This is a genomic window from Burkholderia sp. SIMBA_062 (assembly GCF_046534765.1).
Lineage (GTDB): Bacteria > Pseudomonadota > Gammaproteobacteria > Burkholderiales > Burkholderiaceae > Burkholderia > Burkholderia ambifaria.
Genome location: NZ_JAWRYD010000027.1, coordinates 39,860 through 54,231, shown reverse-complemented (window position 1 = coordinate 54,231; position 14,372 = coordinate 39,860). Strand labels below are relative to the sequence as shown.

Annotated in this window: 8 protein-coding genes; 3 read left to right on the top strand and 5 right to left on the bottom strand. The window is 65.8% G+C overall.

Translation table 11 applies throughout. The annotated features are described in order from the left end of the window. Positions 1-150: 150 nt before the first annotated feature. The 5 genes from SB786_RS25770 to SB786_RS25750 are packed head-to-tail and all read right to left on the bottom strand — an operon-like array spanning position 151 to position 9,546. On the bottom strand, positions 151-3,771 hold the full coding sequence (locus SB786_RS25770) for a hypothetical protein (protein ID WP_410729956.1): 3,621 nt from the start codon (positions 3,769-3,771) through the stop codon (positions 151-153). A gap of 35 nt (positions 3,772-3,806) precedes the next feature. Further along, entirely contained in the window at positions 3,807-4,667 is an 861-nt protein-coding gene (locus SB786_RS25765; protein WP_410729955.1) for a hypothetical protein, read from the bottom strand. Next, positions 4,664-5,659, bottom strand: a complete 996-nt coding sequence (locus tag SB786_RS25760) for a hypothetical protein (RefSeq protein WP_410729954.1) — start codon at positions 5,657-5,659, stop codon at positions 4,664-4,666. Before SB786_RS25760 ends, SB786_RS25765 begins: the two co-directional genes overlap by 4 nt. A gap of 28 nt (positions 5,660-5,687) precedes the next feature. Continuing rightward, positions 5,688-7,343 (bottom strand): hypothetical protein, encoded by a 1,656-nt coding sequence (locus tag SB786_RS25755; protein WP_410729953.1) that lies wholly within the window; start codon positions 7,341-7,343, stop codon positions 5,688-5,690. 31 nt (positions 7,344-7,374) lie between these two features. After that, positions 7,375-9,546 (bottom strand): hypothetical protein, encoded by a 2,172-nt coding sequence (locus SB786_RS25750; protein WP_410729952.1) that lies wholly within the window; start codon positions 9,544-9,546, stop codon positions 7,375-7,377. Between the two features lie 716 nt (positions 9,547-10,262). Between SB786_RS25750 and SB786_RS25745 the strand changes: the two genes are divergently transcribed. The 3 genes from SB786_RS25745 (at position 10,263) to SB786_RS25735 (ending at position 14,304) form a co-directional block, all read left to right on the top strand. After that, positions 10,263-11,219, top strand: coding sequence for an IS5 family transposase (locus tag SB786_RS25745; protein ID WP_410729951.1), 957 nt, complete (start codon positions 10,263-10,265; stop codon positions 11,217-11,219). Positions 11,220-11,880: 661 nt separating this feature from the next. After that, the gene (locus tag SB786_RS25740) at positions 11,881-13,365 is read left to right on the top strand and encodes an amidase (RefSeq protein WP_410729950.1); all 1,485 of its coding nucleotides are present in this window, start codon (positions 11,881-11,883) and stop codon (positions 13,363-13,365) included. A 246-nt stretch (positions 13,366-13,611) separates the two neighbouring features. Beyond that, the gene (locus SB786_RS25735) at positions 13,612-14,304 is read left to right on the top strand and encodes a hypothetical protein (RefSeq protein ID WP_410729949.1); all 693 of its coding nucleotides are present in this window, start codon (positions 13,612-13,614) and stop codon (positions 14,302-14,304) included. The last annotated feature ends 68 nt before the right edge of the window (positions 14,305-14,372 follow it).

Here is a 14,372-nt window from a genome sequence, read left to right as displayed (position 1 = left end):
ACTTCTGGGTCTTTGACGCGCAGATCACCGCAATCGGGTGGCCCGGCACCGCGTCGACCACGGCTGCGCGGAGGCGCTCGGCGAACTTGCCGGAATGCCTCCGCGCGGTGCCGCGTCAATGCCAGCTTGCGCCGCGATGATCGACCGGCGTCACGCCAGCGCCCGGGCGGGAAGGCGCTTCGCGACGGCCTCGTCGGACTTGAGCGACGCGGCCAGATGCAGCGCGGTCGTCGTCATGCCACCCAAGCCGACGATGACGAGCAATGCGAGGAGCGAGATGCCCTCGGTCGCGGTAATCACCGCCTTGACGCCCAGGAAGCGGAACACCTGACTGGTGATCGTGTCGACGAATGCTTCCGCTGCCTCGACGCCATCCAGTTCCTCGCCGCTCTTCACGGCCCATACGATCGTCAGGGCCAGGCGCGCGCAGCCCCACAGGTTGACGGTGACCTGATCCACTTCCGCGGGGATCTTGTATTTCTTGCCGGCGATCTTGAGCGCCCCGGCCCGCCCATAGCCCACGACGGTGTTCAACAGCCACAGCAGGTTGTTGAGCCCCTTGGCGTCGTTGCACGAAAAGCCGCCCGCATCGCTTGAAATCATCCACGGCACGCTGAAGAATACGGAGCCGAAGCCCATGAACAGCGAGCCGGTGCCGATTGCCTCGACCTCCACCTCTTCGGTTTGCAACGCGATCTCGATAGTGTCGAGAATAGTCGCGGCAAAGATGCAGACCGACGCCGATACGCCGAAGAAGATCGAGATGGCCGATTTCTGCTCGGCGCTGACCATCAGCGACACTTCGGACTTCGGCGCGATTCCGCTCTGCTCGGCCAGCCACTGCGCGGTGAACGACGACTTGAAGCGGGTCGCGCTCGCGGCGTCGGGGAACGGCGCTTCATGTTTCACCAGCTTGTATAGCAACGTGCCGGGGATCGCGACGATATACGAGAACAGGTCGCATACCTTGAAGCTCAGCGACGAGCCAGTGATCAGCTTGTAAAGCTGCGACACGAACGGGATTTCCCATTCCGTGTTGAACAGCGCCTTGATCGCGCCGATCACGTCGCCGACCAGGTCGAGAATCGTCAGGACCAGCCCCTTGGCCGCGCTCAGTGCAAACTGGGTGACGGCTTCCATCACCTTGACGGTGCCGGCGAACAGCAGGTCGAGCACGCGATCGGGGGTGTGGCCGATTTGCTCGAAGTACGTGGCGGCATCGTGGAACGCGTTCTTGCCCTGACCGAACTCGAAGTTGTCGGCGACGTCCTTCAGCTTCTCGCACAGGTCCTTGAGCGGATCGGCGGCGGCGGCCAGCGCATCGCCGCGCGTCAGCACGCGGGTCGATTTGTAGTTGTCCGAAAACGCGTTGAGCAGCACGTTGTGGCTGGTCGATTCGTCGATGCGCGGGTCGGGGCGATCGACGTCTTCCGCGTACTGGCCGATCGCGAGCTTCGGGTCCAGTTGCGCGAGGAACGTGTTGACGGCCTTGTCGATCTCCGTCTGCAAGTAATCGAAGCCGGCCGCCACCTGGCCTTTCACCGAATCGACCGCCAGGAGCAGATAGTCGAAGGTCGCGTCGAACGTATGGCGGGTCACCTCCGCCGAGCGCTTGATGTCGCCCCATGCGAAGAAGAAGGCCAGCCACTCGTACAGTTCCTTGAAGAACACCTTGAGCTTGTTCCAGATGCCCTCGACGATGTCGAACGCCTGCTGGAAGAGCTTGATGGTCTTGTCGATCAGATACGTCACGCCGTCGATGAGGAAATTGAAGACGACCTTGATCTCGTTCACGAGGCGCGTGACCGGATCGACGATGGTCGTCACGACGAATTCCTTCAGGCCGTCGACGATGCGGCCGACGCCGTTCTTGATCGCGTTCCAGATATCGCCCCAGTCGATGCCGAGGAAGCCGGCGTTCGCCAGGGTTGCATCGCCGGACGACGCCAGTGTGCGGGAGCGCAGCAGGTACGCGCCGGCCTGGTCCGCGGTCAGGTCGTCGTAGTGCACGCCGGTATCGGTGAACGACACCCGCCAGTGCTGCGCGGGTACGTCCTCCGGCACGAGCGCGAACGGATCGGCGGTACCGCGCACCGTATGCCGCAGCCCGATAAGGGAGCGGTTGGCTCCGAGGTAACGCCGGCTCCGGGCCGCCGCGTTCGCCGGCATGCCGAACGACATCGACTGCCGCATGATCTTCGCCATGTTCTCGGCGTTGTCGCGGGTCCGGAAGTCCCCGGCCAGCAAATAGGCGCCGGAGGCGGTCTTGGCGTTCCAGACAGCATCGGTGTCGATCGCGTGCATCTTCTCCTGCAATGCGCCGTTCGGTTCCACGGTGACGCCTTCGCCCGGCTGCATGTACTGGGTGCGGACATGGTAGCTCGGACTCGCGAGGCTGTTGGTGAAGCGCTCGATCACCACCTTGCCGCCGCCGCCCGACAGTACCGGGATCGTGTAGTCGGGGCTGGCCTGGTAGTAAAGGCCGTTGATGCGCAGCGGCACCATCGACGCTGCATCGATCTGGACCTGCGCGTTCACGGCGAGCTGCCCTGCGTCGTCCAGCACCGTGATTTCGGTTGCGTGGGTCGGTACCGACGTCATCTCGCCCGAGCCCTGCAGGCGCACTTCCTCGTTGTTCCACTGGGTCGTCTTCGGATCCTGCCAGAAGCGATACAGCTTGCTGTCAGACGACACGGAATATGCTTCCGAGTAGCCGGCGGCATTGCGACCGACGGTGAATTTCGTGTTGGGCACCGGGTTGCCGAGCTCGAACAGGCTCGACCAGCTCACCTTGTTGAGCCCGCTGCTAATCTGCCGCGTATGGTAGAGCCGCTGATCCTTGCCGATCGCGAAAATCTCGAGCAATCCGCCGGCGTTGATGACCGCCCGCAGCGACGTCACCGGGGCCGCGGTGCTGACCAGCACCCAGTCGTCGAACTGGATGCCGGACGTGCTGTATTTCTTCTCGCGCTTTTGCCAGATACCGAAGTCGGTATCGACGATGAAGATGTTCAGGCGCTTCTCCTGATCGGACACGACGGCGAGGTCGATCGCCTTCTTGTAGCCGAGCGTCGTGAAGTAGGAGAACCGGAAGTCGCTCTGCGCGAACAGCACGGCGTTGTCCGGGCCGATGGCGAACAGCGACTGCTGCACCGGATCGTTCGCGCACATCGCGATGCGCTTGACGGTGGCGTTTTCCGTGCTGTCCTGGCTCTTGCGGATCGGCACCCAGTCGGTCGACCCCCAGGTGCCGTCCTGCCTCAGGTAGCTGCTGCCGACTTCGTCGTTGTCGAGCACGACGTTGACGTAGACGTTGCCGAAATTCCGGGTCGACAGCATCTGCTTGAGCAGGCGTTTGGCGCCGGCGGGCTGGCAGTCGGCCTGCGCGAAGCGGCCGTCTTTCCATTGGCTGAGCGTAAGCTTGCCGTTCGTGCCGATGCCCAAGAGGTTGGGGTTGTCGTAATCGCCGCTGCGCGCGAGGTAGGGGCTGACCTGGCTGGCGGTGACGCCTAGGTCGGCTTCGGCCCAGCCGGTATCCGACTGGTTGTCCGCGCGGATCCGGTAGATCTTTTGCGCGGTACCGGACGAATAGATATCGAGGCGTCCGGCGGAATTGAGGAACGTCGAGATGTCGCTCGCGCCGGTGACCGGGCGGACGATCTCGTAGCTTTCCATCAGACGGGTGCTGACCTGCAGGCCCGATTTGGGATCGGGTGCGTTGCCGTAGAGTGAAGCGGAAAGGGACGGTGGGACGGTATAAACGCCAGACATGGGATCTCTCCAGTTGAAGGGATGGGCGGTGACGGCTAGGGCGTGTCGCGTGTGAGCGTGCGCGCCGTTTGCAACAGGGGCGCTGTCCAGAGCCAACGCCGGTCGGTGGACGAGAAGACAATGGCGCGCGCGCCGGAATGGGGCGCGAGCATGCTCGCCAACTGCGCGGCTGCGTGTGCAAAGCCGGCAACGCCGCGCCGTGCGCCGCGGCGCAGCGCATACACTAGTTCCCACAGATCCGGGTAGAAGGCGGTCAGCCGTGCGCGATGCGCGGGGTTCTCCGCGACGAACGCGATGGCGTCAAGCACAGTGTCGCGCGCCGCGCGGCAGGCTTCGTGGCCGGCGTAGCCAAGCGAAGTCAGCGCCGTCGCGACGTTCGCGTTCACGCACGCATCCACCGGATTGGGCACCGCACGGCGGTCGAGCCAGGTCCGGCATGCCCCTTGCGCAACCCAGGGATCGACGGACTCCGGACGGTAGTGCAGCCGCCACGGATGCAGCGCGCGGTCCAGCGCGTCGACGGCCTGGGCCGCGCTGCGTCGCCCGAACCGGGCGAGCAGCGTCAGCGCGAGCGCGGTGTCGTCGGCGTCCGCCGGCAGCTCGACGCCCAGCCAGGACGGCATGCGGTCGGGCGGGTAGAAATGAAACGCGCCCGCGCAGGTCGGCGATGCGCAGCGCTCGAGGAAGTCGAGGCCGCGGGCGATCGCGCGATCGGCCATGCCGGGCCGCAGGCGCGCCAGCTCGTCGAGGACCAGAGCCGTGACGAACGCATTCTCGTCGGCGTAATGGCGGTCGCCGACGGTCACGCTCGACGGGAACGCGCCGCTCGGTCGTTGCGCGGCGAGGAGCGCGTCGAGCGATGCGCCGGCGACGCGGGCGGGCAGCGTGGCGCTCATGACAGCGTCTCGGGCTGGTCCGGCGTCAGTCCGATGGCCACGGTCGCGGGCTGGTCCGACATCATGACGATGCCGAACATTCCGTGCCGCGTCACGAAACCGCTCGCGTCGGCCAGCGGCTCGCTCAGCGCGCGATAGAAGTGCGTGTTCCATCCGCGGGTGGCGGCGACACGGAGCACCGTTTCGCGGATGCGTCCGTCGCCGCCGAACAGGTCGTTGGCGACCGCGTACAGCGTGAACGTCGACGTGCCGTCCGGGCCGGCGCCGATGCTGACGCCGAAGTCGGCTGCCGGCAGCGCGGCCTCGATGGCGCTGCAGCAGGCATCCTGCAGCAGGCCGAGGACTTCGTCGGCCCGGTGCGCGAGTCGCGCCGACGCCATCAGCAGCGGCACATCCGCGCGGAACAGCCGGCGCGTGCGCAGGTAGAGCTCGGCCCGCCGGCCCGCGGGTTGCCAGCCGGCCATGACGGGCCATGCGCCGCGCCGGACGATGCCCGACAGGTCGCCGAGATGGCGGGCGCCCCATGCCAGCGCGCGCTCGGCGCCGCGCTCGGGCACCTCCGCATAGAGCTTGAAGCGGGGTTTGCCGTCGCCGTGCCGGCCGCCGATCCACGCGCCGTACGCGAGCGCCGCGTTGTCCTGGAAGGACGCGATCGCCGCGAGATCCGCCGGTTCGATCGATTCTTCCGATAGCGCGGCGATGGCCGCAGCCGCGCGGCTCAACCGGCGCGCAGGCGGAATGTCGGGGCCGGCGGGTTCGACGGTGTAGCGCAGTTCCGGGCGGCCGAACGCGATGGAGATTTCCACCGGAAAGCCGCTGCGGCCCAGCTTGCTGTCGTTCCAGGCGGCGGGTTCCGCCGGCGAACGGTCGCGCAGCAGGTGGCGCAGCGCGGCGTCCGGCGCGGGCGCCGCGACCTGGCGGGCCGGCGTCCCGTATGAGGACGCCAGCGCCAGCGCGCGCAGCACTGCCGGGTGGAGTTCGGCCATGGGCATGGTGGGCGTTCGTGCGTGAAGGCCGCGGTCAGGAGACGGTCGGCGGCAGCGACAGATTTGGGTTGTCGCTGGCTGCCGGCGCCTTGTGCAGCGGCGACGCGCCGTCGGCCGGATAGTAGGTCGCCGACCACCGGAACGTCGGGCCGTAGGTTCCCGACGGCGGCAGGTAGGCCCACCACGCATCGCCGCTGTTGCGGTCGAAGGCGATGGTCTGTTCGTTCTCCCGTTTCGCATCGCTGCCGGTCCACAAGGTCGCTTCCACGCGGACGTAGCGCCCCCAGGAGACCGATTGGGCGGACACCTGGACCGTCGCGAGCGTGATCTCCGGCCCCGCGGGCGTCATCTCGAACGGTGACCGGGTGAGCGCGATCGGCTTCGTCCTGCCGCCGCCATCGGGCGTTGCCGTACCCGCGAAAATCAGCGCGACCCGCTCCGGATCGACCGCGGCGACACGCGTTTCCCAGGTCGGCGCGCTCGGGGTGAGGGTGATCGGCTGCAAGCCGGTCTGGAGCTGCCAGCCGGAACCGACCTCCAGCGTCTGGACCGACGTGAGCCTGATCGTGCTGTAGAGCGGCGGCGTAGACATCACGCCGGGCGCGAAGACACGCACGAGCCGCGTGCTGAGCGGATAGGGCACCTCGAAGCGGCCCTGCGGCACCGCCTCGCCCGCGAGATTCGTCGATCCGCTGGACAGCGTGTAGGTCAGGCCGGCGACCAGCGGCTGCGCGCGATCGTAGTCCTGGCCGGGGCGCAGCAACAACGACCGCTGCACGCGCGACAGCTCGGCCGTCTTGGGTTGGTTGTCGTACTGCCAGGACAGCGTCACGGTCTCGACCACGTCGAAGTCGATCTCGTCGCTGGCCAGCAGGATGCGGCCGACATCGTCGAGCACGATCGACCGCGCGCCGTCGCTCGAGCGGGCGGGCGCCGTCCACGCCGGCGTGCCGTCGGTATAGGTGACCGTCCAGTCGTAGACGAACCACGCCTGTTTCGGCGGTGCGAATGGCAGCGAAAGCGTCACGCTCGGCTGCGTCTTGCCGAGTGTGGCGGTCCTGACCACGCCGTCGTAGCCGGTTACGCGCAGCGCGACGGCGGCGACCGCGAACGCGTCGAAATCGGCCGGGACGATCGAGAAGCTGACCTCGGCAGGCGGCGCGGGGATGACGGCGACGCCTTGCGTGGCGACGCCCGTGCCGGAGCGCCTGGTGCTGTCCGTCATCGTGTAGTCGGCGGTCCATTCGACGATGCCGGGACTGGGCAACGCGAAGCACCACGCATACGGCCGTTCGCGGGAGAACGTGTGGGACGTCCCGCCGACGGCGACCCGAACCGAGGTGACGGCGCTCCAGTCGAGCGCGTCGAGCAGCGCCATGACGGAGACGGGCTCGACCGGTCCGCCGATCGTGGCCTCGGTGCCGGTGAATGCGACCGGGGGGCGCACGACCTGTTCGCTTGCCTCGTAATCGAGCACCGAGGAATAGAACGCCTGCCCGGTGTCGGCCGCGATCGCGTCGACCTGCCACGTGCGCTGTGGCGTGTCGGCGTCGAGGACGAGCGTCGTTTGACGGTAGGCGTCGTTGACCGGATCCTTGAACTCGAGCAGCAGCCTCGCACGCCGGGGGGCGGGAGGTGACGCGGAGTCGGATTCGGTCGCCAGCTTGACGGTGTAGGTGAGGGTCGTCATGGTCGTGCGCCTCGGTCGGTCAGGATGGCGGTCAGGCCAGGTCGGTCTCGTCGGCCTCGTCGGTCTCGGCGAGGTCGCGGGTCATGACGTCGCTTGCCGGCAGCCGTACCGAGTAGACCGGCTTCGTCCCGCCTTTCGCGTCGTGGGGCAGGGTCAGTATGTTGCTGTCGTAATTGCCCGCCGGGCCGGGGATGCCGCGTTCGCTCCCGATTTCGAAGTAGGTCAACGCGTAGTGGAATTCCGTCGTCGCGTCGACTTCGCGCGAGAAGGTGTAGTAGTAGGGCGACGGGAAGACCTTGGTACTGTTCGAGAGGGACACGGGCTTGAAGGTTTGGGAGTCGATGTCGGTCTTGCCGTATTGCGACATGCGGTACACATCGATCTTGACCTGGACATACGCGTTCCAGTCGACCAGTGACGGATCGACGGTCACGGTGAACGGCAATTCGACCGGGAACAGGTTCAACGCGAATGTCGGCTGGTTGCCGTAACGCACCTTGCGGACCGACGCGGATTTGCGCGTGTTGTTCCGGTCGCGGTAATAGACCCATCCGTCGACCTGAACGGTCGAGGTGCTTCGCTTGACGGCCTGATATTCCCAGGTGCTGGTGTAGTAGTCTTCGATCTTCAACTGGGTGAAGTTGTGCGTCTGGTGGTCCGGGCTGTCCGGCTGGTCCGTGTAGTCGGTCGACAGCGAGATGCCGGTGATGGCCGGCAGCGCAATGCTGCCTCCCGGGATCGTGTCGTTCATGACGGTGATTGTGAAGTCGGCGGGGCCGATCATGCTGTAGACCAACAAGGTCTTGCTGTTCACCACCGGGTACACCGACTGCGGCTGGTTGACGATGATGTTGCCGTTCGTCAGTACGTAGGTGACGGCGTAGGTATAGGCCGCGCCGCTCGGCTGATAGCTGTGGCTCCTGAATTGCACGGCCTCGCCGTTCTTGATGACCTTGTGTTGATCGACGTACAGCTTGCCGTCGGCGGTCGGCAGGTACGTGAAGTCGATCAGCACGAAGTCGACCTCGTTGCCCGGGTTTTCCGACGCGAACGCGATGTTCGAGCAGATGAACTCGGCTTGCTGGTAGCCGAGGTCGGTGTTGGAGATCTGAAGCTGGTTGCTGCTGCTCTTGAGCTTCGGCGACGTGAAGGCATCGCCGCTTTCGGGCTCGACCTGGTACCAGTACGTGTATTCCGAAACGAATTTCTTGCCGGCGTCGAAGAAACCGTTGGAATGGTAGGACCACGTATTGGCGCTGATGGCCGTGAATGCGCTGGATTCCGGCTGACCCTTGCCCGGATAATCGATAGTCACTGTGACCTTCTTGATGCCCGCGCTCTTCAGGTCGGCCGACATCGTCACGGCCACGTCCAGCGTCCGGTTGTCGACCGTCTTGTCCAGCCGGCTCCAGACGTCCTTGTCGAAGGTGGGCAGGAAGCCCTGCGGCATGATCGTCCAGTCGATGACCTCGTTTTCCTCGTAGACGCGCTGGAACGAGCCGATGGAGTTGATGCTGAAATCGTCGGCCGCGCTTGCGCCGAGGCGGCGCGCGACGTCGTCCGCGGCTGCCTGGACCAGCCCTTCGAGCGTCGTGAACGCCCAGTCGTGGACGCGTTGCCGGAACTCGTCTGACGGCTGGGTCGACCACTCGAGGTTGACCTTGCCGGAATCCGATTTCTGCATGTATTCGCGGATCGTCGTGCGCCGCCCGGTCTCGCTGCCCCAGACATTGCGGTCGATCTGGACGGTCTTCTGGTAGCTGGCGGCGATCGCGCAGTCGTAGGTCACGGTGGCCTTGACGGCCGGCATTTTGCTCAGCGTCGTGGCGACGTACTGGATCGACCAGGTCGACAGGCCGACGCCCGTGTCGAAGATGTCGCGGATCGTCTTGACGTCGGCGGCGGTTTTCAGGTCGATGATGAACGTCGCCGCGTTGCTGCCGAAATTGGACGGCGTGACGTTGATCTGCGTGTCCGGCTGGCCGGACGGGAGCGTCAGCGTCAGGAAAGCCTCGGCGTCGTTCCACGTGAACTGGCCGAATTCGATGCCCTGGCCCAGGGCGTTTTTCACGGCCTGGTAGGCTTCCTGCTCGATCACGAGCTCGGCCGTGAACGTCACTGTGCCGGCCGAGCCGCTCGTCGTCCTGAACTCGGTCAGCGAGAACGCTGGGAGGGTAATGCCGTCGACGGTTTGGGTAGCCAACTGGGGTTTCGGCACGATGTACCAGAGATTGGAATTCTCGAAATCTCGGTAGACAGTGACGCTTTTCTTATCGTTCTCGTATTTTATAACTCGGGAGTCCTGAATATTTATCATTTCGATCTCCAATTAAGAAGTGGCAGTGTTTCGTACGAACCCCGACGCATTCGCGCGGGTGTGGCTCGATTTTCATCTCAGGCGGAAGGCGGAATTAATGCGCCCACTCTCTGGATTGCAATCGTTTGGCAAGCCTGGTGGTTGTAGGTGCTCCCGAGTCGATCGAGATTCCTAGATTGTCACGATCAATGTACAGATGGAAAATAGAGTGTCTGGAGGGGCGATTCAATTACACTTGATTACACCCATGTACTGGGGCTTGGAGGATTTGCCGGTCTTTGAGTTGACATAATTGTATCTCGCGCATTTTCTAATTCGTTACGGCCGCGCGTGGGCTCTTCATCCGCCAAACGACGAATGGGCGGCCACGTGCGCACTTGCACCTGCGGCATCAAAACGGGACACGCGCGTACGCGACTGAACGTTGGCCGAGCCCAGCACGGCCTCTTGTGCCGGGCTGTGTTGCTGTCAGCCTGTACCGGGCGTTGTTGCATAAATCGGGCACGCGCGCGTCCGGCTGACGTTTACGCGCAACAGCCGGTCGGTGCCTCTGTTAACGGTTCGGGTTCCTGCGTAGATTCTCGATTTTTGGTCTCGAGAAGATGCGCAGGGACAAGGGCAAGACGAGCGAGCCGAAGGCGCGCTACCGTGTCAGGAACTGGCCGGCCTACAACGCCGGCCTGATTAACCGAGGCAACGTCACGATGTGGATCGATGAAACCGCTCTTGGCGACGTACCGGAGGCCGAGCCGACGCGCGGCCATCCGCGTTTGTACAGCGACGCGTTGATCCAGGCGCTGCTGGGCATCAAGACCGTGTTCCGTCTGCCGCTGCGCGCGCTGCAAGGCTTCGCGCAAAGCCTGCGTGAACTGGCCTTTGCCACGTTGCCCGTGCCGAATTACACGACGCTCTGCCGCCGTGCGCAAACGCTTGAGGCCGAACTGCCGATCGTTGGCGACGGCGAGCCGATCCATCTGGTGGTCGTCAGCACCGGCGTGAAGGTCTACGGCGAAGGCGAATGGAAGGTGCGCCAGCATGGCTATTCGAAGCGTCGCACGTGGCGCAAGGTGCATCTCGGGCTCGACGCGAATACCGGTCAGGTGCGCGCTGCGCTGATGACGCATCAGGATGTCGCCGATGGTGACGTCCTGGCGGAACTGCTCGGTCAGATTCCGGACGACGAACAGCTCGATGTCGTCGGCGGTGATGGGGCCTACGACACCAAACTCTGCCATGCCGCGATCGCCGCGCGCGGCGCTACGCCATCGATTCCGCCGCGTGAAGGCGCTGCTCATTGGTCCGCGAACACGCCCGGCGCGACGGGGCGCAACGACGCGGTCGATGCAATCGCGCGCCTTGGCCGTCGCGAATGGAAGAAGGACAGCGGCTACCATCGGCGCTCGCTCGCGGAAAACGCGATGTATCGCTTCAAGACGCTCACGGGTAACTGCCTGTGGGCACGACGCACTGAATCGCAGGCAACCGAGGTTGCCATCCGCGTGGCTGTGATCAATCGCATGGTGGACCTCGCACGTCCGCAATCCGTTCGCATTGCCTGAAATCATGAACATAGGCCTTGCCTCGTCCTCACGCCGGATTTATGCAACAACGCCCCTGTACCGGACGAATCGTACGGCTACCGGGCCGGGCGGGGCAGGTTATGGCGATGCGATCGGCGCGTCGGACGCCGGAAGGCTGCGCCGACTTGGCGTGCGCGTCTCGCCTCTCTCCCCTCCCCATGGAGATAGGTCGCGCTTGTTTTATAAGCTCGGTGATGCTTTAGCAGTCTTTCACTTGACGCGACGCGGGAGGATTTCCACCTACCCCGTTTTTTGTGTGTCGCCGCCGGGTTCGCCGGACGCGGCTGCCGCAGACTTTGTGGATGTGGAAGCAAAGGTTAGCTCATCCTTGGCGAGCAATGCGCAGACTTTGTGAATTTCCTCAGATTATTGGCGCAAGGATCGCTGCGGCGTTTCGATCGCTTTTTGCAGCGGACTTTGTTGTCTCCAAATACCTGCCGCCGCGCGGCATGCCGATTTAGTCGGATCCTCAATGAATCGCGGCGGAAAATATCGAAGGTCGGCCATCGGGCGTCGCGTAGAGTGAAGCATCGGTCGCGGCGCGGCCCCTCCCGCCCTTCCAGGCCCATAGCCGGCCGCTCGGGACGGAGTGCGGCCACCACGCGGCCCGCCATCCCCTTCCGATCCCAGGAGACCTCGCATGCCGCACGGCGCCCCGCAGCTTCTCGCTCCCGCTTCCATCACCGTCGACCCGATCGTGCGCCTGTCGGCCGGCGAGCTCGCATCGGCGATCCGCAGCAGGGCGGTCTCCTGCGTCGAGACGATGCGTGCGTATCTCGATCACATCGAGCGCGTCAACGGTGCGGTGAACGCGCTGGTCTCGCTGCGCGATCGCGCGACGCTGCTCGCCGAAGCCGCGGAAAAGGACGCGGCGCTCGCCCGCGGCGAATATCACGGCTGGCTGCACGGAATGCCGCAGGCGCCGAAGGATCTCGCGCTGACGAAAGGGCTGCGGACGACCTACGGCACGCCGATCTTCCGCGACAACGTGCCGCAGGCCGACTCGGTCGGCGTCGGGCGGATGCGCGCGGCCGGCGCGATCTTCATCGGCAAGACCAACACGCCGGAGTTCGGTCTCGGCTCGCACACGTTCAACGAGGTCCACGGCGCGACGCGCAATCCGTACGACCTGACGAAGAGCGCGGGCGGCAGCAGCGGGGGCACGGCGGCGGCGCTCGCCGCGCGCATGCTGCCGGTCGCGGACGGCAGCGACTTCGGCGGCTCGCTGCGCAATCCGGCCGCGTTCTGCAACGTTTACGGTATGCGTCCGTCGCAGGGCCGCGTGCCGCGCTGGCCGGCCGTCGACGTATTCATGCAGCAGCTCGGCATCGAAGGGCCGATGGGCCGCACGATCGGCGACGTCGCGCACCTGCTGTCGATCCAGGCCGGCTACGACCCGAACGATCCGCTGTCGCTCGCGGAAGACCCCGCGGTGTTCACGAAGTCGCTCGACAAGGACCTGCGCGGCGAGCGCATCGCGTGGGTCGGCGACTGGAACGGTTATCTCGCGACCGAGCCGGGCGTGCTCGCGCAGTGCGAAAAGGGGCTCGCGACGCTGCGCGAGATCGGCTGCGACGTCGATGCGGCACTGCCGGCGTTCGCGCCCGATCGGATCTGGCGTCTGTGGCTCGTGCATCGGCATCTGCTGTCCGGCGGCGGGCTGCTCGCGCATTATCGCGACCCGGCGCGGCGTGCGCTGCTCAAGCCCGAGGCGATCTACGAGGTCGAAGGGCTGCTCGCGATGCAGGCTGCCGAGGTGTTCGACGCGAGCATCGAGCGCACCGCGTGGCATCAGGCCGTGCTGAGTTTCTTCGAGCGCTACGACTTCATCGCGGCGCCGACCGCGCAGGTGTTCCCGTTCGACGTCGACCAGCGCTGGCCGAAGGAAATCGCGGGCCGCGCGATGGACAGCTACCACCGCTGGATGGAAACGGTCGTGCCGTGGACCCTGGCCGGCTGCCCGGTGATCAGCGTGCCGGTCGGCTTCAACGACGCGGGGCTGCCGATGGGGATGCAACTGATCGGCCGGCCGCGCGCGGATCTCGCGGTGCTGCAGCTCGCGCGCGGCTACGAGCAGGCGGCCGACTGGGTCGGCCGGCGGCTGCCGGCCTGGATGGCTGCTTGACGCACGCGGCGGCCTCGATCCCGGGCGCCCGCCACGAGCGATATTGATGCAGGCAAGGAACGAATCCTGATGCGCGCTCGAGATCGCGCGGCAAATGCGGACGAATGCGCGCGGCGAGCCCGGACGGCGGCGGAATTGCAAGCGGCCGCGGCGCGCGATTTCGTTTCGATGTGTTTCAGTCGTTGCGGCGGGGCGCGACGCGCTTCGACAATATCTGCCTCAATAATTCGGGCACGAGGCAAACAGATGAAGCACATTCGCGCGACGGGCAAACACCTGGCATCGGCGGGCATCGCATTCGGCATCCTGCTGGGCATCAACGGCAGCGCGCATGCGCAACTCGACCTGCAGGCGATCGGATCGTCGCTGCTCGGCGGCGGGCAGCAGCAGGCCGCACCGTCGCAGGGCGGCGTCGCGCAGTTGCTGCAGGCGTACGTCGGCGCGAACCAGCAGGTGCTGGCGGGTCAGTCGTCGCTCGCGTCGGCGATGGGGCTCACCGGCGCGGCCGGCCAGGCGCAGCAGGCCGCCGGCCTGCTCGGCGGCGGCAACGCGTTGACGCCGGCCGCGCTGTCGCAGATGGGCGGCGCGCAGCAGTCGGTGTCGCAGGCGCTCGGCCAGGCGTTCGCGAGCGGCGGTGCGACGCACGGCCAGGTCGACAAGCAGGCGTTCAGCAACGGCCTCGCATCGCTCGGCCAGGGCCTCACGCAGTACTCGCAGCTTCAGTCGGGGCTCGGCAGTCTTGGTTCGACCAGCGCCGCATCGCTGCTGCAGGCGGGGCTGAATCCGCAGAACATGCAGGCAGCGTCGTATATCGCGCAAAGCGCGCCGGGCCAGTTGCAGTCGCTCGCGTCGACGCTCAGCCAGGCCGTGCAGTTCGCGACGAGCCAGGGCATCTCGGTGCCGGCGGTCGCGTCGTCCGCGCTGAAGCTGCTGCCGTAACGGAGCCGGGCCCGCGCCGGGCGCCCGCCGCCGCGCGCCGCGCGCCGGGAAGGCCCCGCGCAACATGG

Bases quoted from the DNA above. Each gene is read 5' to 3' on its own strand.
- SB786_RS25770 (WP_410729956.1), bottom strand. From the start codon at position 3,771: ATGTCTGGCGTTTATACCGTCCCACCGTCCCTTTCCGCTTCACTCTAC.
- SB786_RS25765 (WP_410729955.1), bottom strand. From the start codon at position 4,667: ATGAGCGCCACGCTGCCCGCCCGCGTCGCCGGCGCATCGCTCGACGCG.
- SB786_RS25760 (WP_410729954.1), bottom strand. From the start codon at position 5,659: ATGCCCATGGCCGAACTCCACCCGGCAGTGCTGCGCGCGCTGGCGCTG.
- SB786_RS25755 (WP_410729953.1), bottom strand. From the start codon at position 7,343: ATGACGACCCTCACCTACACCGTCAAGCTGGCGACCGAATCCGACTCC.
- SB786_RS25745 (WP_410729951.1), top strand. From the start codon at position 10,263: ATGCGCAGGGACAAGGGCAAGACGAGCGAGCCGAAGGCGCGCTACCGT.
- SB786_RS25740 (WP_410729950.1), top strand. From the start codon at position 11,881: ATGCCGCACGGCGCCCCGCAGCTTCTCGCTCCCGCTTCCATCACCGTC.
- SB786_RS25735 (WP_410729949.1), top strand. From the start codon at position 13,612: ATGAAGCACATTCGCGCGACGGGCAAACACCTGGCATCGGCGGGCATC.